Here is an 18618-nt window from a genome sequence, read left to right on the forward strand (position 1 = left end):
CTGATCGTCTAGGTCGACGGCTTGAACGGTTTCCCCAGACAGGCCGGTGCTTGCGCGCCGACGGATTTCCGCAGGGAGATCAATGCCAGCACGACGATGGTGGCGAGATACGGCATCGCCGCCAGGAATTCCGGCGGGACATATTCGAAACCTGCCGCCTTGGCATGCAGCTCCAGCGTCATGACAACGCCGAACAGGTAAGCGCCTGCCAGCAGCCGCATTGGTTTCCAGGCAGCAAACACGACCAGCGCCAGCGCAATCCAGCCGCGCCCTGCCGTCAGGCGCTCCGCCCACATCGGGGTAAGGAACAGCGAGTAGTAGCAGCCGCCGATGCCAGCCATGGCGCCGCCGAAGGCGACGGCCATGTAGCGCACGCCGATCACCGAATAGCCGATAGAATGCGCGGATGCGTCATTTTCGCCGACTGCGCGCAGGATGAGGCCTGCCCGGGTCCGGCGCAGGAACCAGGCAACAACGAGGGTCATGGCGAAGGAAAAATAGACCACCGGATCGTAGCCGAAGAGGATGCGCAGATGCTCATGCTCTGCCAGTGCGGGCGGGAAGAGCGGGCCGATCACCGTCACCGTCTGGCCGACGAACCCGGCACCGATCAGCGAGGACAGGCCGACGCCAAAAATGGTGAGCGCGAGACCGGTGGCGACCTGGTTCGCGGTCAGCGTCAGAGTGAGGAAGCCGAAGATCATCGAGGCACCAGCGCCCGCCAGCCCTGCCGCGACGATGCCGATGAAGGTGGCGCCGGTCATGGTGGTGACGGCGAAACCGGTGACGGCGCCGACCAGCATCATGCCCTCGACGCCGAGATTGAGCACACCTGCCTTCTCCACCACCAGCTCGCCGAGCCCGGCCAGCAGGATCGGCGTTGCCGCGCCGACGACGGTGACGAGGATCGCTATCAGGATGGCTTCGTTCATGCCGCGCCCCCGCTCCGCACACCGCTGAAGCGGACGCGATAGTTCACAAGAATGTCGGTCGCCAGCAGGAAGAACAGCATCATCGCCTGAAACAGGCCGCTGGCCGCGTTCGGCAGGCCGATGGAAGACTGCGCGATTTCCCCGCCGACATAGGAGATGGCGAGGATGATGGCCGCCAGCATGATGCCGACCGGATGCAGACGGCCGAGAAAGGCGACGATGATTGCCGTGAAGCCGTAGCCGGTCGGGAATTGCGGCACCATCTGCCCGTAAGGCCCCGCCGCTTCCAGAATGCCCGCAAATCCCGCGAGCCCGCCGGCGGCAAGCAATGACGTCCAGATCGTCCGGGTCCGGTTGAAGCCGCCATACCGGGCCGCATTGGGCGCCGCGCCAACCACCCTGATCTCGAAACCGAACACGGTCTTGGAGAGGATGAACCAGGCCAGCAGCGCCACGATGAAAGCGATCGGCACACCGTAATGCACGAAGGTATTGCCGATCTCCGGCAGCATCTGGCTGTCGGTGAACATCCGGCTCTGCGGGAAGTTGAAGCCTTCCGGGTCCTTCCAGGGGCCACGCATCAGGTAGTAGAGCAACTGGACCGAGACATAGGTCAGCATCAGGCTGGTCAGGATCTCGTTCACGTTCAGCTTTGTCTTGAGGAATGCCGGGATTGCCGCGTAGAGCATGCCGCCCGCTACACCGGCGAGGCACATCAGCGGCAAAATCCACCAGCCTTCCATCTGCCAGGTGGCAAGCGCCACGCCGGTGCCGGCCAGACCGCCGATGACATACTGCCCCTCCGCTCCGATATTCCAGACATTGGCCCGGAAGCCGACGGAAAGCCCGATGGCGATCAGGATCAGCGGCGCCGCCTTGATGCCGAGGTCCTGCCATTTGTTCGGATCGAGCGCCGGGACGAAGAAGATGTTCCAGACTGCGCCCGGCCCGTCATAGCCAAGCAACGAGAAGATCGTCGCGCCCACAACCATGGTCAGCAGCACCGAGAAGACCGGTGTCAGGTAGAGCATGGGGCGGCTGGGCTGTTTGCGTTTGACCAGCTCAAGCCGCATGTGTCGCTCCCGTATAATCCGCCGTTGCGTCCGGGTCGCCATGTACGCCGCCCATCAAGAGGCCGATTTCGTCGACCGAAGCCTCCCCGACCGCGAGGGTGCGAGAGAGCTTTCCTTCGTTCATCACCGCCATGGTGTCGGAAATCGCCATAAGCTCGTCCAGATCCTGGCTGATCACCACGATGGCGGAGCCGCGCGCGGCCAGATCGACCAGCTCCTGATGAATTGCCGCCGCTGCGCCCGCGTCCACGCCCCAGGTCGGCTGCGAGACCACCAGCACGTCAGGCGCCTGCATGATCTCCCGCCCCATGATGAATTTCTGCAGATTACCGCCGGAAAGAGAACTCGCCGGCGCTTTCGCGCCGGTTGTCTTCACAGCGAAACCGCCTATGACCTCGTTCGTGTAGCTCTCCGCAACGCCAGCATCGATTACACCCAACCGCACCATGTTCTTCCGGGTCCGGGCCGTCAGGATCGCGTTGTCGGAGAGCGAGAAACCCGGCACTGCGCCATGGCCATTACGCTCTTCCGGCACGGCGCAGAGCCCATATCGGCGGCGCTTTTCCGCGTCGAGCGTGCCGACGGGATTGCCGTCGATACAGATGGCACCGGCGCTCTCCACCGACCGTTCACCGCTGAGGGCCAGCATCAACTCGTTCTGACCGTTCCCGGCGACACCGGCAACGCCGAAGATCTCGCCTGCCCGGACAGAGAAACTGATGTCTTTCAGGGAGGTGCCGAACGCGTCATCGGCTTCCAGGGACAGACCGCCGACGATGAACCGCTCGACGCCGAAACTCCGGTCTGCCGCCTTTTCGATTTCCTTCAGCGCACCGCCGATCATCATCTCCGCCATGCTGCGGGAGGATTCAGCGCGCGGATCGCATTCCGCCACCACCCGGCCGCCGCGCAGGATGGTCGCCGAATGGCAGAGCTCCACGATCTCATGCAGCTTGTGGCTGATATAGAGGATGGAGCAGCCCCGCGCGGCCAGCGCCCGGAGTGTATCGAACAACTGGGCCACTTCCTGCGGTGTGAGCACTGAGGTCGGCTCGTCCATGATCAGCAGACGAGGTTCCAGCAACAGAGCGCGGACGATCTCGATGCGCTGGCGTTCGCCGACGCTGAGCGTCGCCACAGTACGGTGCGGGTCGAGCGAGAGGTTGTAGGTCTTGAGCACTTGCCGGATACGGGCCTCAAGATCGGCATAGGAGATCGCTTCGTCCAGACCGAGAGCGATGTTCTCCAGAACGGTCATGGGCTCGAACAGCGAGAAATGCTGAAACACCATGCCGACGCCCATGGCCCGGGCGGCTTTCGGGCTGGCGACATGAACCAGCTCACCGTCGAATCGGATCTCTCCAGCATCCGGTTGCATGATGCCGTAGATCATCTTCACCAGCGTCGACTTGCCTGCGCCATTCTCCCCCAGCAGCGCATGGATTTCCCCCGGCGCCACGGAAAAGCTGACATCGTCATTGGCAAGCACGCCCGGAAAGGCCTTGGTAATGCCTTTCAGATCCAGACGGCGCGTCGTCCCGTCACTCATTCAAGTCCCCCGCTCCCCAGCAGCTCCAGTTGAGGGTCCACCGGACCGGCTACCGGCGTCAATCGCGCGATCACCTCGGCGCTAACGAAGGCCGCGATCACTTCAGGCCGCTTGTCGCCGCTGCCCTGTGCTCCGATCGGACAGACCAGATGCTCTGTCCGCCCCACAGGCGCGCTGCTTTTCCGGCACCAGCGCTCGAACGAGGCCCGCTTCGTATCAGATCCGATCATCCCGACATAGGCCGCATCGCCGCGCATCAGAGCTTCCGCCGTGATGATGAAATCCAGTGCGTGATCGTGGGTCAGCACGATGAAGGCACTGCCAGATGGCGCGGCGCGCACTTCGGCTTCCGGCAGAGGCGTCAGACATTGGCGAACGGGAGCGCGGCACAATGCCAACTCCTCCTCCCGCTCATCCACCAGCGTGACCTGAACGGGCAACAGGCTGAAACTGTCCGTCAGTGCCCGGCCGACATGACCGGCGCCGAAAATATAGACCGACGGCAATGCATTCCGGTCAGCCGCCCTGCGCGCCTCTTCCGCTCCAAGGGCGGAAGCATCCAGCAAGTCCATGGCGATCGCGACATAGCCGCCACAGCATTGGCCGATTTCCGGGCCGAGGGGGACTTCAAGCCGCCGTTCCCGGGAACCCGCCTCCAGCATGTCCCGCGCCGCCTCTATGGCGATGAACTCAAGCCGGCCGCCACCGATACTGCCTTCGATCCGTTCGGCCGAGACATACATCACCGTGCCCTCGGCGCGCGGAGCGGAGCCTCTGACGGTGACCAGCTCCAACCGGATTGCGGCCGGAGTGCTCGTGAAGAAAGAAATCGGTGTGCTCATGCTTCAGCTCCCCCATGTGCCCGCAGCCGCTCCACCGCCATCAGCACCCGCTCCGGTGTCGCCGGTGTGTCGAGCCGTGGGCATTCCCGGTAATCGGCAACGCTCGCCACCGCCATGGAAATCGCTTCCAGCACGGAAATACCGAGCATCAGCGGCGGCTCCCCCACCGCCTTGGAGCGGCGGATCGTGCGTTCCTTGTTCTCTGACCATTCGGCCAGCGCGACATTGAAGATGCGTGGCCGGTCCGAGGCGAGCGGGATCTTGTAGGTCGACGGCGCATGCGTGCGCAGCCGCCCCTTGTCGTCCCACCAGAGCTCTTCAGTCGTCAGCCAGCCGACCCCCTGCACGAAACCGCCCTCGACCTGCCCCTTGTCGATGGCCGGGTTCAGGGATTTCCCCACGTCATGCAGAATGTCGGTACGCTCGATCCGGTACTCGCCGGTCAGCGTATCGATGGAGACCTCGGAGACCGCTGCGCCATAGGCGAAATAATAGAAAGGCCGGCCTTTGCCCGCTTCCCGGTCCCAATGAATATCGGGAGTCTTGTAGAAACCGGCGGCGGAGAGGTGCACCCGCGCCATGTAGGCCTCGGCGATCAGCGTATCGAACGGGACGGTCTTGGAGCCGACACACACGCCGCCCGGACCGAATGTCACCTCTTCTGCCGAAACCGACCATTTCTCAGAAGCGAACTCCATGAGCCGCTGCTTGATCTGCTCCGCCGCGTCCTGCGCCGCCATGCCGTTCAGGTCAGAGCCGGAAGAGGCGGCCGTCGCGGAAGTGTTCGGCACCTTTTCCGTCGAGGTCGCACTGACCCGGATGCGATCGAGATCCACCTGGAAGCAGTCGGCGACCACTTGCGCGACCTTGGTGAAAAGCCCCTGCCCCATCTCCGTGCCGCCATGGTTCAGATGGATCGATCCGTCCCTGTAGACATGCAGCAGGGCGCCTGCCTGATTGAACCAGGTCGCGGTGAAGGAGATACCGAACTTGACCGGCGTCAGGGCGATGCCCTTGCGGATCACACCGCCTTTTTTGTTGAAGTCCAGAATGGCCGAGCGTCGCGCCTGATAGTCGGAACTCTCTTCAAGCTCCCCCACCAGCCGGTCGAGGATCGAGTCCGTCACCGTCTGGTGATACGGCGTCACGTCCCTGCCCGGCGGGCCGTAGAAATTCGCCTTGCGGATTTCCAGCGGGTCCTTCCCGAGAGCATAGGCGATCTCCTCGACGATCCGCTCCGCCCCGAGCACGCCCTGAGGCCCACCAAAACCGCGAAAGGCCGTGTTGGAAACAGTGTTGGTCCGGAGCGGCATGGACTTCAGCCGGACATGCGGGAAGTAATATGCGTTGTCGGCGTGGAACAGCGCCCGGTCGGTCACCGGGCCGGAAAGATCGGCGGAAAAGCCGCAGCGTGCGGCGTATGTACCCTCCACGCCGAGAATGCGCCCCTCATCATCGAAACCGACATCATAGGCGACCTTGAAATCGTGCCGCTTGCCGGTGGCGATCATGTCGTCATCCCGGTCCGGACGGATCTTCACCGGACGGTTCAGCCGCTTTGCCGCCAGCGCCGCGACGGCTGCAAACAGAGCAGGCTGTGATTCCTTGCCGCCAAACCCGCCGCCCATCCTCCTTACCTGTACGGAGACCGCGTTCGCTGCCACCCCCAGCACCTCGGAGACGAGGTTCTGCGCCTCGCTCGGATGCTGGGTCGAGGAATGGATGGTGACGGTCTCGTCTTCTCCCGGGATGGCGAAGGCGATATGACCTTCCAGATAGAAGTGATCCTGGCCGCCGATCTCCATGCTTCCGGCAATCCGGTGCGGGGCATCGGCCAGCGCCTTGTCGACGAAGCCGCGCTCAAGTTTCAGAGGCTTGGTGACGAGTTCGGATCCTGCGGCGATGGCTGCTTCGATATCGATAGCGGCGTCGAGCGGGCGGTATTCAATCCGGGCCAGCGCCGCCGCATGGCGGGCCTGCAGCCGGCTCTCCGCGATCACGGCGAAAACAGGCTGGCCCCAGAACATCACCTTTTTCTCGGCGAAGACCGGGTCGTCATGGGCATGAACCGGGCTGACATCGTTCACGGCCGGGATATCCGCCGCCGTCAGCACATCCACCACCCCGGGCGCCGACCGGACGGCGGCAAGATCCATGGACGCGATCTCCGCATGGGCGGCTTCCGAGAGGCCCAGATATGCGTGCAGGGTGCCGACCGGCTCCACCATGTCGTCGATATACTCCGCCGCGCCGGTGACATGCTTGTGAGCCGAGTCATGACGCTCGGCGCTATGGACGCCGCCCCGCACTCTCGTGCCTGCGTCTTGCCGTCCGCCATCCATCATGCGCTCAACCGTGCCGGCTGGCTGCCGGTCGTCTCGAGATAAAAACGCAGCAGCAGGTTCGCCGCCACCCGGCTGCGATACTCTGCCGAGGCCCGCCAGTCGGACAATGGCGAGAAGTCATCAGACAAAGCCGCCATCGCCGCCCGCACGCTTGCTTCGCTCCAGGGCTGATCGACGAGGGCCGCCTCGGCGCTGGTCGCCCGTTTCGGCGTTGCCGCCATGCCGCCGAAGGCCAGCCGGGCGCTTGTCACCATCCCGTCTTTCACGACGAGGGAAAACGCCCCGCAAACCGCCGAGATATCCTCATCCCGGCGCTTCGATATCTTGTAGGCGGCATTCAGCGATCCGGCGGCGCGCAGCGGTATATGGACCGCCTCAACGAACTCGTCCGGCGCCCGGTCCTGCTTGCCGTAGTCGATAAAGAAATCTTCCAGCGGAATACGGCGGCTGCCCTCTGCCCGGCGCAGCGTCAATTCGGCGTCGAGCGCAATCAGCACCGGCGGCGTATCGCCGATGGGGGAGCCGTTGGCGATGTTCCCGCCGACCGTCCCCATATTGCGCACCTGCCAGCCGCCAATCCGGCTCCAGAACTCCGGCAGGTGCGGAAAATGCTCGGCGATAACGGGCGCCGCATCGGAATAGCTGACACCGGCGCCCAGCGTCACGATGCCCTCTTCCACCGAGATCCGTTTCAGCTCTTCCAGGTGGGTGATAAAGATCGCCGGGGAGATGTCGCGCATATGCTTGGTCACCCAGAGCCCGACATCGGTGGACCCGGCAACGATGGTGGCGTCTTTGTATTCACCAAGAATCAACGCCAGGTCGCCGGCATTCGCCGGCAGTATGGCGGTGCTCTCGTCACGTGACACCATGACCCGCGCGCCGTCATTCATCCCGGCCAGTTGCGCCAGCACACGCGCCCGCTCGGCAACGAGAAAATCTCCGTCGGGTGCAGTCTTGCTAGCCTCAAGCGCCGCGCGGATGATCGGCTCGTATCCCGTGCAGCGGCAGAGATTGCCCTGAAGCGCGGTTTCCACGGCCTCCACGGACGTGCAGCCCGCTTCCATCCAGAGCGCGTAGAGCGACATCACGACACCCGGCGTACAGAAGCCGCACTGGCTGCCGTGATGATCGACCATGGCCTGCTGCACTGCATGCAGCCCGCCCTCCGGGCCGCGCAGATACTCCACCGTGACCACATGACAGAGGTCGACCGAGGCGAGCAGCCGGATGCAGGCATTCACGGTCTCATACCGGATCGTGCCTCCGGCGCGCCGACCGACCAGAACGGTGCAGGCGCCGCAATCGCCCTCGGCACAGCCTTCCTTTGTTCCGCGCAAGCGCTGATCGAGACGCAGATGGTCCAACAGGGTGTCACCGGCCCCGACCGCCCCGAGACGTATCTCGCGGTCGTTCAGCAGAAACCGGATTTCGCCCCGCGCCATCGTCACTCGTCAGCTCCCCCTGTAGGTCGCGTAGCCGTAGGGGGAGAGCAGCAAAGGCACATGAAAATGCTGTTCCGCATCCTCGATACCGAAACGCAGCGGAATGGTGTCAAGGAACAGGATGCCGTCTCCGACATGGCCCGCCGATTTCAGATAATCGCCAGCATGGAAAAGCAGTTCATAGACGCCGGGCGTGAAGCTCTCGCCATGCGCCATCGGGCCGTCCGTCCGCCCGTCCGCGTTCGTCACCGCGTGCGAGACCGGTTGCGGCACGCCACCGGTCAGCCGGAAAAGCTCAATCTTCAGCCCCGCCGCCGGCTTCCCTGCCGCCTGATCAAGCACATGAGTCGTCAATCGTCCTGACGCCATAGCAAGTCTGCCCCTGTTTTGCCGGGTTGATCCCGGTTGCAGTCTTTGCACGACCGCGTTCTTTGACTGAATTAGATTGTCTAGGAATTGTATATGAAAGGGGGCTTGTCATAAGACTCTTTCAAAATTTTGTTGAATGTCCGCCGGGCGGTTCTCTGGAACGATGGCGCCCGCAGGCATGAGAGGAAAAAATATGGGGACCTATCCGCGCGATCTTGAAGGCTATGGCCAGACCGTTCCGAATGCCGCCTGGCCGGGCGGTGCGAAGGTCGCGGTGCAGTTCGTCCTGAATTACGAGGAAGGCGGCGAGAACAACCTGTTGCACGGGGACGACGCCTCCGAAGCTTTCCTCTCGGAGATCGTCGGAGCCGCCGCCTGGCCAGGCCAGCGGCACTGGAATATGGAATCGATCTACGAATATGGCGCCCGGGCCGGGTTCTGGCGTCTGCACCGGCTGTTCACCGAGGCCGGCATCCCGCTCACCGTTTATGGCGTTGCCACTGCGCTCGCCCGCAGTCCGTCGCAGGTGAAGGCGATGCAGGAGGCCGACTGGGAGATTGCCTCGCACGGGCTCAAATGGATCGAGCACAAGGACATGACCGAAGCGGAGGAGCTGGCCCAGATCGTGGAAGCGATCCGCCTGCACGCCGAAGTTACCGGTGAGGCGCCGCGCGGCTGGTATACCGGTCGCTGCTCCATGAACACGGTCGGGCTCGTCGCCGCGCGGGGCGATTTCGACTATATCTCCGACAGCTATGCCGACGACCTGCCCTACTGGATGGAAGCGGGCGAGCACGATCAGCTGATCATTCCCTATACGCTCGACGCCAACGACATGCGGTTCGCAACACCGCAGGGCTTCAATACCGGCGAGCAGTTCTTCCAATATCTGAAAGACAGTTTCGACGGTCTCTACGCGGAAGGCGCAGCCGGTCGCCCGGCCATGATGTCCGTCGGCCTGCATTGCCGCCTCACCGGCCGGCCCGGACGGGCTGCCGGGCTGAAGCGGTTCATCGAGTACGCGCAATCCCACAGCGATGTCTGGTTTGCCCGCCGGATCGAGATCGCAGAGCACTGGAAAGCCAATTTCCCGCACAAGCGCTGGGAGCGGCCCGGCGCCATGTCCCGCGAACGGTTTGTCGAGTGCTTCGGCGGCATCTTTGAGAACTCTCCCTGGATTGCCGAGCAGGCCTTCGATCTGGAACGCGGCCCGGCGCACGACACTGCAACCGGCCTGCACAACGCTCTCACCCGGATCTTCCGTTCGGCCAGCCAGGCGGAACGGCTTGGCGTGCTGAACGCCCATCCAGACCTTGCCGGCAAGCTGGCGCAGGCGAAACGTCTGACCGAGAATTCCACATCAGAGCAGGCCAGCGCCGGGCTCGACGCCCTGACCGACGCCGAACGGTCCAGCTTCGAGGCGCTGAACGCCGAATATGTGGCGAAACACGGCTTCCCGTTCATCATCGCCGTCCGCGATCATGACAAGGCGGGCATCCTCGCCGCCTTTCAGCGCCGCATCGGCAATGACCGGGAGACGGAAATGGCCGAGGCCTGCCGCCAGGTCGAACGCATCACCGAGTTGAGATTGAAGGATCTGCTGCCATGAGCACCAAAAAACAGGACGCAGGGTCCTACTTCGCCATCGAAGGCGGTCTGCCTGGTCAGCGCGAGCTGATGACCGGCCGGGCGGTCTTCACCGACGCCTATGCAGTGATCCCGAAGGGCGTCATGACCGATATCGTCGCCAGCCGGTTTCCCTTCTGGGAGGACACACGCGGCTGGATCATAGCCCGTCCGCTCTCCGGTTTCAGTGAGACATTCTCGCATTATGTGATGGAAGTCGGCCCCGGCGGCGGCTCGGACAGACCGGAGCCGGAAGCCGGCGCAGAGGGCGCGCTGTTCGTGGTTTCAGGCGCGGTCACGGTCACCATTGGCGGAGCGGACCATGTGCTGGAGCCGGGCGGTTTCGGCTTCCTGCCGCCGTCATCGGGCTGGTCCCTGCACAATCGGGGAAGCGAGACGGCGAAGTTTCACTGGATCAGGAAGATGTACGAGGCCGTGGACGGGCTCGATACTCCTGAGCCGCTGTTCGCGAATGACCGGGACATCACCCCCAATGCCATGCCCGATACCGAAGGCCGCTGGGCGACATCGCGTTTCGTCGACCCGGAAGATCTGCGGCACGACATGCATATCACCGTCGTCACATTCCAGCCGGGCGGCACCATTCCGTTCGAGGAAACCCACGTCATGGAGCACGGCCTCTACGTGCTGCACGGCAAGGGCGTCTACAAGCTGAACCAGGACTGGGTGGAGGTCGAGGCGGGCGATTATATGTGGCTGCGTGCCTTCTGCCCGCAGGCCTGCTACGCGGCCGGGCCGGAGCCGTTCCGCTATCTGCTCTACAAGGACATGCACCGGCATCCGAAGCTGACCGGCGTCGGTGGGTTCGGGCTATGAGCCGGACCATCCGGGCCGAGCCATTGACGGCGAAGGCTTTCGCACCGTTCGGCGCCGTGCTGGAAGCAACAGGTACGCCCGACTTCATGATCAATGCCGGGCTCTGCGGCCGCCATCACGATCTCGCCCGGCCGGAGACGGATACGGACGGTGTTGTCAGCCTGAGCGTCGGACGCAGCGAGGCCGTCGCCCTGCCGCTCTCCCTCGGCATGATGGAGCGGCACCCCCATGGCAGCCAGGCTTTCGTGCCGATGGCCGGCACCCGGTTTCTGGTTATCGTCGCCGAAGACAGGGACGGCACGCCCGGCACACCGCGCGCGTTCCTGACGAATGGCAGCCAGGGCATCCAGTACAAGATGAATTGCTGGCACGGCGTGCTGGCACCGCTGACGGGACCGACTGACTTCCTGATCGTTGATCGGGTCGGTCCCGGCGACAATCTGGAAGAGCATCACCTGGCAGACGCATACACCATCATTGCAGACTGAGCCGGCGTTACAGGCCGATCCGGTTAGCGACGGCAGTACCCGAAAACAGAAATTGCCGCCAAGGCGGCAATTTCTTTAATCATTTACATGTTCAACGCCGGAGCTCGTATCAAACCCGGTCGGTATCGCCACCCTGATCGGCCAGCTCGGACATCGTCCGCACCAGATCGACAATGCGGGTCCGCGCATGCTCCGGCAGGTCACACCAGAGCCGGACAAGCTCATTCGCCTGACGGCGTGCCAGCGGTGAATCAACCTCGACATCGTGCGTGCTGGCCATTGGCGGCGCCATGCCTTCGGCACCCATCAGGCGCGCTGGGGACTGGGCAATCGTCTGCTCGTCCATCTCGTCGAAGAAAAAAGAAACCGGTGTATTCAGAACGGAGGCCACATCGAACAAACGCGATGCGCTAATCCGGTTATCCCCGCGCTCATATTTCATATATTGCTGGGAGGTAACGCCGATCTTCTGCGCAACGATGCGCTGGGTCATCCCCATTTCCTTACGTCGGCGGCGCAGACGGGCACCCACGAACACGTCGACCGGGTTATTCGAGGTTGTCTTGCCCCGATCCGCGTCATCCCTATCCGTCGTCAACGTTGCGTCCTCAGACAAGTCGTCGATCTGACGATTGGCCGCGTTCTTCATATCCACACCCCCATGCCGTGTTAACGTCCCAGAATCGAAAGTTTGTGTATCCACGCGACTATCCGGACAGGGAATCCCTTTCCCTTCAGAATGAACCGCAGTGTCTAAAAGCTTTCTGCTGTGCCGAATTCAGCACCGCCGTGATGCGTACTGCTCCGCCGAAGCTTTGCGTCGCTGCCTTTATTGATTTGGGCAATTGGCGTTCAGATAAGCAACCATACCATGTTGCGCCGAAACATTCAATTTTCCCGTGATCGTCATAGGTGGATTTTTAGCGACATTCAATTTATTGCTTTTGACTGCAAAAACGGCTCTCAGTGCGAGTTTCGCACCTGATGCGCACTAAATATACCTTAAAATTATCCTATTAATATCAACCATTACGGGATTGAGTGGATCATGTCGCGAATACTTGCAGATTACTGACTCCGGGCCGAAACTGGCGAACGCTACAAAGGAACTGCAATGCTCGTCGATATCGCCGTCATAGGGAATGGCCCAACCGCCCGTCTCGCCGCCCATGCGCTTCGCGACTGCGGGGGGGATGTGGTGATGGTCGGACCGGATGCAGACCGTACAGCCGACCCGCGCACCACGGCTCTGATGCCGTCGAGCGTCGATTCACTGGATACGCTGGGTATCGATGTCCGAACAAAGGCGACCCCGCTTCTGGATCTTAGGATTGAGACAACCGGACCGTTTGGCACGGTCTCGGAACTGTTCACGGCGGCGGATGCAGGCGAGCCATTCCTGGCCCAGAACCTGTTCATCCGGGATCTGATGGATGTCATGCCGGATGTGCGGCAACACAAAGCCACGGTTACCGGGGTCCAGACGTCGGCAGACAGCGTCCGGATCGAAACGGACGACGGCCGGGAAATCAGAGCCCGGCTGGTGGTTGCCGCCGATGGTTTGCAATCCATCGCGCGAGAGGCCGCCGGCATCCGGATGCGCAAGAAGCCGCTCGGGCGTAGCGCCCTCTGCGTGCCGGTCCGGCTTGAACACCCGCACGAGCGCCTCTGTATCGAGCGCTATGACGACGTCGGCACCCTCACCCTGATCCCCGTCGCGGAACATGACGCCTCCCTGATCACCATCGCCTCTCCGGGCGAGATCGCCGCCCTCGCCGCCCATTCCGACGAGGCGATCGAGCGCAAACTGACACGCCGGCAGGACACGTTCGGCCATATCGCGTTCACCGGTCAGAAAGCCGTCTTCCCCCTGGCGCTCGGCTTTACGCCTCAACCGGCACGGGAACGAGTCATTGCGATCGGCGAAAGCGCGCATATTGCACCGCCAATCGCCGCCCAGGGCTGGAATATGTCCGTTCGGGACATCATGACCTTGAGGTCACTCCTCGCCACTGCCGCCGCCAATGGCGAAGATATCGGCAGCCAGGATGTGCTCGACGCCTATGCGCCCCGCCGCCAGGTGGACGTTGCCAGCCGCCTTTCCGCCATCGGCGCACTTGCCGGTGTCGCCACCCGTCCGGCCGGACCGCAGAAACTGATCCGTCAGGCAGGTCTCGCCGCCATTGGCCAGTTCAGCGGTCTGAAGCGCGGCCTGATGCGCGCCGGTCTCAGATAAGATGCGGCCGGTTGCCGCCGCGCTTCTGTCTCTCGCACTGATCATGGCGAGCCAGCCCGCAGCAGCCGAGAGACCGGGCCCGGGCCTGCCGCCGCCCCTCTCGCGCCTTACCTTCGGTATGACGGTGAGCGATGCGACGAATGCAATGCCACAGGCTGAGAAACTGGTTCCCGGCATTAATTTCGGCCGCCTGAAAGGCCTGCTGGTCGTGCCGGAGGCCGAGGCGTTCAGCTCCAGCTTCCGCATCTATCTGCAGTTCGATCATGCCGATACTTTGCAGCAAATTCTGCTCGAACGGCGGCATGCGACCGCAACCAGGCAAAGCGCCGGGAATATTCAAAACAACCTGGTCACCACATTCGGAGAGCCGGATGAGACCTGTCTGACGCCGCAGGCCACACCAGCAGAGGCTCGGATCACCTGGCGGAAGGCAGGCTGGACGCTGCATCTGATCGGGTTCGACGATCTTGGCCAGGGCATCCGGACCGTGGATACCGACAGCGTAGACCCGCTGAAAGCGAAACCTCTCGACCGCAGCCGCGACGAGAAGCTGCGCAGTCGCCAGCAGCGCAGCTTGCCGCGCCGAATTCTGGTCCGTATTCACGGCGCGGACGACCGGGCGCTTGAGCCGCCAGCCTGCGACAAGCACTAGGTGTTCCCTAGCATGCAGCGCTGATGCCGGGCCTTATGCCCGTCAGCGGCGCCGCACGCCGAGATATGCTCCCGCAAGGAAAGGTGAGCTTAACATTGTTCCAACGCCTGCCGTGCCAAGACATGCCAATAACAACGCCATGAATTCAACATTCATTCACGCAACCAACAATATAACGGATTATTATTTACTTTTTACTACCAGTAATTATCAAACATACAATAAGGAGACTCTTTTGTTTGAATCTTTTGCTTCTGGATCGTGACGGTTCAGCTTCATATATATGACAAATGCTGAATCACGCTGCCGTGCATCGACTTGACAGGACCAGCCTCGGCAGTATGTGTTCTAACCACCATCACAGGCGAAACAGCCGGAATATCAACAGGATGCCAATCAGGACGTGGGGCCATCTGACAACCGTTGATATAGCGGCGCTCGACCCGGCGCGCACCGTCGCAGTGCTCCCCGTGGGCGCTATCGAGCAACACGGCCCACATCTGCCGCTGGCGACCGATATCCTGATTAGCGAAGGCATCCTCGCGGCGGCCGCCGAACGGGTTGCACCGAATATCGATTTGCTCCAGCTCCCCTCCCAGTCCGTCGGCCTTAGCCCGGAACATATGAGTTTTGCCGGCACCCTTACGCATGAAGCCGAGACCCTGCTCGCCACCTGGACGGAGATCGGCCTTTCGGTTGCGGCGGCCGGTTTGCGCAAGCTGATCATTCTGAACAGCCATGGCGGCCAGCCGCAAATCGTCGACCTGACGACACAAAGGCTCCGCACTGAGGCGAGCATGCTGGCCGTGCGCGCGAACAGCTTCCGCTTCGACCTGCCGCCGGAACTGATCGCCGAGGACGAGCGGGCCTTCGGCCTGCATGGCGGCCAGATCGAAACCGCCCTGATGCTGGCGCTCCACCCGGATCTGGTGCGTCTGGACCAGGTTGCGAACTTTCCGAACAACGCGGCGCAGCGCGCTCGCACGGCGCGGCGTCTCGGCCTCAGCGGTGCCGGAGGCTACGCCTGGAATGCCGAGGATCTGAACCCGGCCGGTGCGACCGGCAATGCCAGCCGGGCCACAGCGGAACAGGGCGCGACCCTGCTCGCCGCCTATGCGGATCAGCTTGCCGAACTGATCGTCGATGTTGCGGACTGGCCGCTGCCAGAGGGCGAAATCTTCGGCGCGGCGCCATGAGCGGTGACTGGTCCAGCATCCTTGCCTTGCTCGGCAAGGATAGCGGTGCGGACCACGCGGACGCAGCAGATAGCGGTGGAGTGCCCTGGAGGCTTTACCACGATCTTGCCCGGGACTGCATGGAGCGGCCCCTCGTCATCGCCCAGATTGGGCAGAGTCTTGACGGCAGGATCGCCACGGCCAGCGGGCATTCCCACTACATCAATGGTCCCGAGAGTCTCGACCATCTGCACCGCCTTCGGGCCATCGCCGATGCCGTGATTGTCGGCGCCAATACCGCCGTACTGGACAATCCCCGACTGACGACCCGACGCGTCTCCGGACCAAACCCTGTCCGTGTGGTAATCGATCCGAACAGGCGCGTGCCGGCGGATCACGCCTTGCTGGCGGAGCCCGACGCCGAAACTTTTCTGGTAACCAGCCACGGTGTATCCGGCCTGCCGCCACACTGCTCCGTCCTTACCCCGGAAGGCGATGCCGAACAGGTCTCTCCGAACGTGCTTCTGGAACAGCTTCGTAAAAAGGGTCTGCGCACAATCCTGATCGAAGGCGGCGGCAATACGATTTCGCGCTTTATGACCGCCGGCCTGATCGACCGGCTTCACATCGCCGTCGCTCCCATGCTGATCGGCTCCGGCCGCCCCGGCCTTGACTTGCCGGAAATCGAAACACTCGCGGACGCACGGCGTTTCGAGACCCGCACATACGCGCTCGGCGTGGACACCCTGTTCGATTGTCGCCTCAACTAGCCCGCGGCGCGGCGAAGTGGTCGCAATGGCCGACACAGATGGACAAAGCCCGGCGCGCAAGCAAGTCCTCTGCCCAGGCCGCAAGCTGATCGACCCGCTCCGGCGCCAGTTCGGATGCGGCAGCCGCCCAGCCGGCGACCAGCGCCGATGCGCCCGGATCTCCTGCGCTGACGATCCAATCGCTCTGCCCTTCCCGTACGTCGTACGCACGCGCGGCGAGACCGGCGGACAACGCCTCCGGCGCGCCCGGCCCAAGCGCGGGGCCAAACCCCTTGTCCGTCCGTTGATGCTTGTTGACCAGATCCCTGACAACCGCCAGCACAGCATCGTCATCCGAGCCAGCCTCGATTCGTCCGTCATAGGTCAGGACGGCTAGCAGGGCAGCTCCCTCGTCCGCCAGAGCATTGAGCAGACGGTCCAGCCAGCCCTGCGCGACCAGATCGAACAAAGCCGACGCCGTGACGAGATCGGCCCCGGCGATGAGCTTTGCCAGGTCGGCGCTCGCCAGGTCCGACACGTCGGTATTCAGCGTGTCATCAACGTTCAGATGAGCCTTCCTCCCCGCAATAGTCAGCAAATCCCGATCGCTGTCGATCAGCACCCAATCCACCGGCTGCGCGAACAATGGCGCGAGGTGGCGCTGGTTGTTTCCGTTCCCGGCCCCGAGATCGACGATCCGCAGACGTTGTCCGTCCGGCGCGCGTTTGCCGGTCCAGTCGATCACAGCATCCTGAACCGTCCGGCTCCGGGCCGGTCCGTCCCAGGCCGCGCGGGCACTGAGCCAGGTATCCGAGAACCCGCTCACTGCAGGATCACCCCATCCACCGCCCGCTGAAATGCCGACGCAGCACGTTCCCAGTCCGAGAGCTTCATAGCCGCTGCCCGGGACCGGTCCGCCAGCTCCTGTCTGGCAGCAGGGTCCTGCAGCAGCCCCCGGAGCGTTTCCGAGAGGACTGCAACCTCGCCTGCAGGAACCATCTGCGCGGCCTCGCGGACAGGGGCTGCGACTGCGCTTGCGTCAGTCGTCAGCACCGGCAAACCAGCGGCAACCGCATCGGCAAGCGCCATGCCGAACCCCTCATGGTGAGACGCAGAAAGGAACAGGCCGGACGCGGCGTGCATGTGCACCAGATCCTCTTCCGGGATCTCACCGTGCAAAGACACACGGTCATCCAGTTCCAGCTCACCAACAAGCGCCGCCAGTTCCGCCGCGTGAACAGGATCGCGGGCGCCACCGACGATATCGAATTGCCAGTCAAGATCCCGGCAGCCGGCGAGAGCCTTCAAAGCAATGTCATGCCCCTTACGCCGGGTCATCGTGCCGACCGAGAGAATGCGCAGCGGTCCCTCCGCCGGCTTGTTCTCGACCGACGAAACCCAATCGGCAATGCCAGGCTCAACCACATGGACAGAAGATGGATGCACGCCGAAATCGGCAAGCCGTTCGGCCGTCCGGCGGCTGGAAACGACGATCCTCGCCACTTCCTGCAACACGGCTTTCTCCGCCTGGAAGAACGCTGTCTGTTCCGCCTCGCTGAGACCCGTTTCGTCGGCCAGTGGATGGTGGATCATGGCCACGATATCGAGCCTTGGCGCATGCTGGAAAACCGCCTGCCCGAGAGATGTCAGGGCAAGTCCGTCAATGACGCAGCGCACCCGGTCCGGCAAGCCGGAGAGCACCGCCGCACCGGCCGCGACATCGTACGGAGCCGCCCTTGGAAAATTGCCCTCCAGCTCGTGCACCATGCCAAGGCGTCCGGCTGCCTCCAGCCCCTCCACCATGTGCCGGTCGTAGATAAACCCGCCGGTCAGCGTCTCCAGCGGACCCGGCACGATGAAATGAACCGGCGGCTCCGAGCCTTTGAAAGGATCCGCGCTCACAGCGCCCCCTCATAGGAGGCCCAGGCGATGTGGGACTCGTGCAAAGTCACCTTCATGGAAGCGAGTTCCTTCGCACCCTCACCAAGCTCTCCCGCCTCGATGGCGCCGGCCATCCGGTCGAAGATGTGTCGGGCCAGGAATTCGGTCGTTGTGTTCTCACCGGCGAATTCCGGCAGATCGTCCAGATTGCGGTAGCCGAGCGGCTCCAGCACCGCCTTCAGCCGCTCCGAAGCGGCGCCGATATCGACCACCAGATTATCCGCGTCCAGCGCGGCACGGCGGAACTCCACATCGATCACATAGGTCGCGCCATGCAGCCGCTGGGCCGGCCCGAAAGTTTCGGAATTGAAGCTGTGCGCGATCATGACGTGGTCGCGAACGGTGAGTGCGTACATTGA

At 63.1% G+C, this 18618-nt stretch carries 18 protein-coding genes; 7 read left to right on the forward strand and 11 right to left on the reverse strand.

The annotated features are described in order from the left end of the window. Nucleotides 1-8: 8 nt before the first annotated feature. Genes K328_RS0109125 through uraH form a run of 7 tightly spaced genes read right to left on the reverse strand, consistent with a single transcriptional unit; the run spans nt 9 to nt 8540 of the window. The gene (locus tag K328_RS0109125; protein ID WP_028465721.1) at nt 9-932 is read right to left on the reverse strand and encodes an ABC transporter permease; all 924 of its coding nucleotides are present in this window, start codon (nt 930-932) and stop codon (nt 9-11) included. After that, nucleotides 929-2005, reverse strand: a complete 1077-nt coding sequence (locus K328_RS0109130) for an ABC transporter permease (protein WP_028465722.1) — start codon at nt 2003-2005, stop codon at nt 929-931. The genes K328_RS0109125 and K328_RS0109130 overlap by 4 nt, the downstream gene beginning before the upstream one ends. Continuing rightward, on the reverse strand, nt 1995-3554 hold the full coding sequence (locus tag K328_RS0109135; protein ID WP_028465723.1) for an ABC transporter ATP-binding protein: 1560 nt from the start codon (nt 3552-3554) through the stop codon (nt 1995-1997). Before K328_RS0109135 ends, K328_RS0109130 begins: the two co-directional genes overlap by 11 nt. Further along, nucleotides 3551-4396 carry a xanthine dehydrogenase accessory protein XdhC gene (gene xdhC, locus K328_RS23220; RefSeq protein WP_051284676.1) on the reverse strand — a complete coding sequence of 282 codons (846 nt, stop codon included), beginning with the start codon at nt 4394-4396 and terminating at the stop codon, nt 3551-3553. The genes K328_RS0109135 and xdhC overlap by 4 nt, the downstream gene beginning before the upstream one ends. Beyond that, entirely contained in the window at nt 4393-6741 is a 2349-nt protein-coding gene (gene xdhB / locus K328_RS0109145; RefSeq protein ID WP_245577430.1) for a xanthine dehydrogenase molybdopterin binding subunit, read from the reverse strand. The genes xdhC and xdhB overlap by 4 nt, the downstream gene beginning before the upstream one ends. Next, nucleotides 6738-8186 (reverse strand): xanthine dehydrogenase small subunit, encoded by a 1449-nt coding sequence (xdhA, locus tag K328_RS0109150; protein ID WP_028465725.1) that lies wholly within the window; start codon nt 8184-8186, stop codon nt 6738-6740. The genes xdhB and xdhA overlap by 4 nt, the downstream gene beginning before the upstream one ends. Before the next feature lie 9 nt (nt 8187-8195). Further along, nucleotides 8196-8540, reverse strand: a complete 345-nt coding sequence (uraH, locus tag K328_RS0109155) for a hydroxyisourate hydrolase (protein WP_425411513.1) — start codon at nt 8538-8540, stop codon at nt 8196-8198. Between the two features lie 208 nt (nt 8541-8748). Here uraH and puuE point away from each other — a divergent pair, with 208 nt between their 5' ends. Genes puuE through K328_RS0109170 form a run of 3 tightly spaced genes read left to right on the forward strand, consistent with a single transcriptional unit; the run spans nt 8749 to nt 11506 of the window. Next, nucleotides 8749-10164 carry an allantoinase PuuE gene (puuE, locus tag K328_RS27155; protein WP_028465727.1) on the forward strand — a complete coding sequence of 472 codons (1416 nt, stop codon included), beginning with the start codon at nt 8749-8751 and terminating at the stop codon, nt 10162-10164. After that, nucleotides 10161-11018, forward strand: coding sequence for a bifunctional allantoicase/(S)-ureidoglycine aminohydrolase (locus K328_RS0109165; RefSeq protein WP_028465728.1), 858 nt, complete (start codon nt 10161-10163; stop codon nt 11016-11018). Before puuE ends, K328_RS0109165 begins: the two co-directional genes overlap by 4 nt. Beyond that, nucleotides 11015-11506: an ureidoglycolate lyase gene (locus K328_RS0109170; protein WP_028465729.1), complete on the forward strand. Its 492-nt coding sequence runs from the start codon at nt 11015-11017 to the stop codon at nt 11504-11506. Before K328_RS0109165 ends, K328_RS0109170 begins: the two co-directional genes overlap by 4 nt. Before the next feature lie 109 nt (nt 11507-11615). On the opposite strand, the gene K328_RS0109175 is transcribed toward K328_RS0109170, so the two are convergent. Further along, nucleotides 11616-12155 carry a helix-turn-helix domain-containing protein gene (locus K328_RS0109175; RefSeq protein ID WP_156901213.1) on the reverse strand — a complete coding sequence of 180 codons (540 nt, stop codon included), beginning with the start codon at nt 12153-12155 and terminating at the stop codon, nt 11616-11618. Nucleotides 12156-12620: 465 nt separating this feature from the next. Here K328_RS0109175 and K328_RS0109180 point away from each other — a divergent pair, with 465 nt between their 5' ends. The 4 genes from K328_RS0109180 to K328_RS23225 all read left to right on the forward strand — a co-directional run bounded on the left by K328_RS0109180 (nt 12621) and on the right by K328_RS23225 (nt 16339). After that, on the forward strand, nt 12621-13742 hold the full coding sequence (locus K328_RS0109180) for an FAD-dependent monooxygenase (protein ID WP_028465731.1): 1122 nt from the start codon (nt 12621-12623) through the stop codon (nt 13740-13742). A 1-nt stretch (nt 13743) separates the two neighbouring features. Beyond that, nucleotides 13744-14394, forward strand: coding sequence for a hypothetical protein (locus K328_RS0109185; RefSeq protein WP_028465732.1), 651 nt, complete (start codon nt 13744-13746; stop codon nt 14392-14394). A 389-nt stretch (nt 14395-14783) separates the two neighbouring features. Beyond that, entirely contained in the window at nt 14784-15590 is an 807-nt protein-coding gene (locus K328_RS0109190; protein ID WP_036553278.1) for a creatininase family protein, read from the forward strand. Then, a complete protein-coding gene (locus K328_RS23225) occupies nt 15587-16339 on the forward strand; it encodes a RibD family protein (RefSeq protein ID WP_084608184.1) in 753 nt (250 codons plus the stop codon). Before K328_RS0109190 ends, K328_RS23225 begins: the two co-directional genes overlap by 4 nt. On the opposite strand, the gene K328_RS0109200 is transcribed toward K328_RS23225, so the two are convergent. The 3 genes from K328_RS0109200 to K328_RS0109210 are packed head-to-tail and all read right to left on the reverse strand — an operon-like array spanning nt 16332 to nt 18615. Beyond that, nucleotides 16332-17144 (reverse strand): class I SAM-dependent methyltransferase, encoded by an 813-nt coding sequence (locus K328_RS0109200; RefSeq protein WP_028465734.1) that lies wholly within the window; start codon nt 17142-17144, stop codon nt 16332-16334. The genes K328_RS23225 and K328_RS0109200 overlap by 8 nt on opposite strands. Continuing rightward, nucleotides 17141-18220 carry a glycosyltransferase family 4 protein gene (locus tag K328_RS0109205; protein WP_051284678.1) on the reverse strand — a complete coding sequence of 360 codons (1080 nt, stop codon included), beginning with the start codon at nt 18218-18220 and terminating at the stop codon, nt 17141-17143. The genes K328_RS0109200 and K328_RS0109205 overlap by 4 nt, the downstream gene beginning before the upstream one ends. Then, nucleotides 18217-18615 (reverse strand): 6-pyruvoyl trahydropterin synthase family protein, encoded by a 399-nt coding sequence (locus K328_RS0109210; protein WP_028465736.1) that lies wholly within the window; start codon nt 18613-18615, stop codon nt 18217-18219. Before K328_RS0109210 ends, K328_RS0109205 begins: the two co-directional genes overlap by 4 nt. Nucleotides 18616-18618 lie beyond the last annotated feature (3 nt).

It is taken from the genome of Nisaea denitrificans DSM 18348 (assembly GCF_000426505.1).
Lineage (GTDB): Bacteria > Pseudomonadota > Alphaproteobacteria > Thalassobaculales > Thalassobaculaceae > Nisaea > Nisaea denitrificans.

Coding starts and splice junctions, on each gene's coding strand:
- K328_RS0109125 (WP_028465721.1), bottom strand. CDS start 932: ATGAACGAAGCCATCCTGATAGCGATCCTCGTCACCGTCGTCGGCGCG.
- K328_RS0109130 (WP_028465722.1), bottom strand. CDS start 2,005: ATGCGGCTTGAGCTGGTCAAACGCAAACAGCCCAGCCGCCCCATGCTC.
- K328_RS0109135 (WP_028465723.1), bottom strand. CDS start 3,554: ATGAGTGACGGGACGACGCGCCGTCTGGATCTGAAAGGCATTACCAAG.
- xdhC (WP_051284676.1), bottom strand. CDS start 4,396: ATGAGCACACCGATTTCTTTCTTCACGAGCACTCCGGCCGCAATCCGG.
- xdhB (WP_245577430.1), bottom strand. CDS start 6,741: ATGATGGATGGCGGACGGCAAGACGCAGGCACGAGAGTGCGGGGCGGC.
- xdhA (WP_028465725.1), bottom strand. CDS start 8,186: ATGGCGCGGGGCGAAATCCGGTTTCTGCTGAACGACCGCGAGATACGT.
- puuE (WP_028465727.1), top strand. CDS start 8,749: ATGGGGACCTATCCGCGCGATCTTGAAGGCTATGGCCAGACCGTTCCG.
- K328_RS0109165 (WP_028465728.1), top strand. CDS start 10,161: ATGAGCACCAAAAAACAGGACGCAGGGTCCTACTTCGCCATCGAAGGC.
- K328_RS0109170 (WP_028465729.1), top strand. CDS start 11,015: ATGAGCCGGACCATCCGGGCCGAGCCATTGACGGCGAAGGCTTTCGCA.
- K328_RS0109175 (WP_156901213.1), bottom strand. CDS start 12,155: ATGAAGAACGCGGCCAATCGTCAGATCGACGACTTGTCTGAGGACGCA.
- K328_RS0109180 (WP_028465731.1), top strand. CDS start 12,621: ATGCTCGTCGATATCGCCGTCATAGGGAATGGCCCAACCGCCCGTCTC.
- K328_RS0109185 (WP_028465732.1), top strand. CDS start 13,744: ATGCGGCCGGTTGCCGCCGCGCTTCTGTCTCTCGCACTGATCATGGCG.
- K328_RS0109190 (WP_036553278.1), top strand. CDS start 14,784: ATGCCAATCAGGACGTGGGGCCATCTGACAACCGTTGATATAGCGGCG.
- K328_RS23225 (WP_084608184.1), top strand. CDS start 15,587: ATGAGCGGTGACTGGTCCAGCATCCTTGCCTTGCTCGGCAAGGATAGC.
- K328_RS0109210 (WP_028465736.1), bottom strand. CDS start 18,615: ATGTACGCACTCACCGTTCGCGACCACGTCATGATCGCGCACAGCTTC.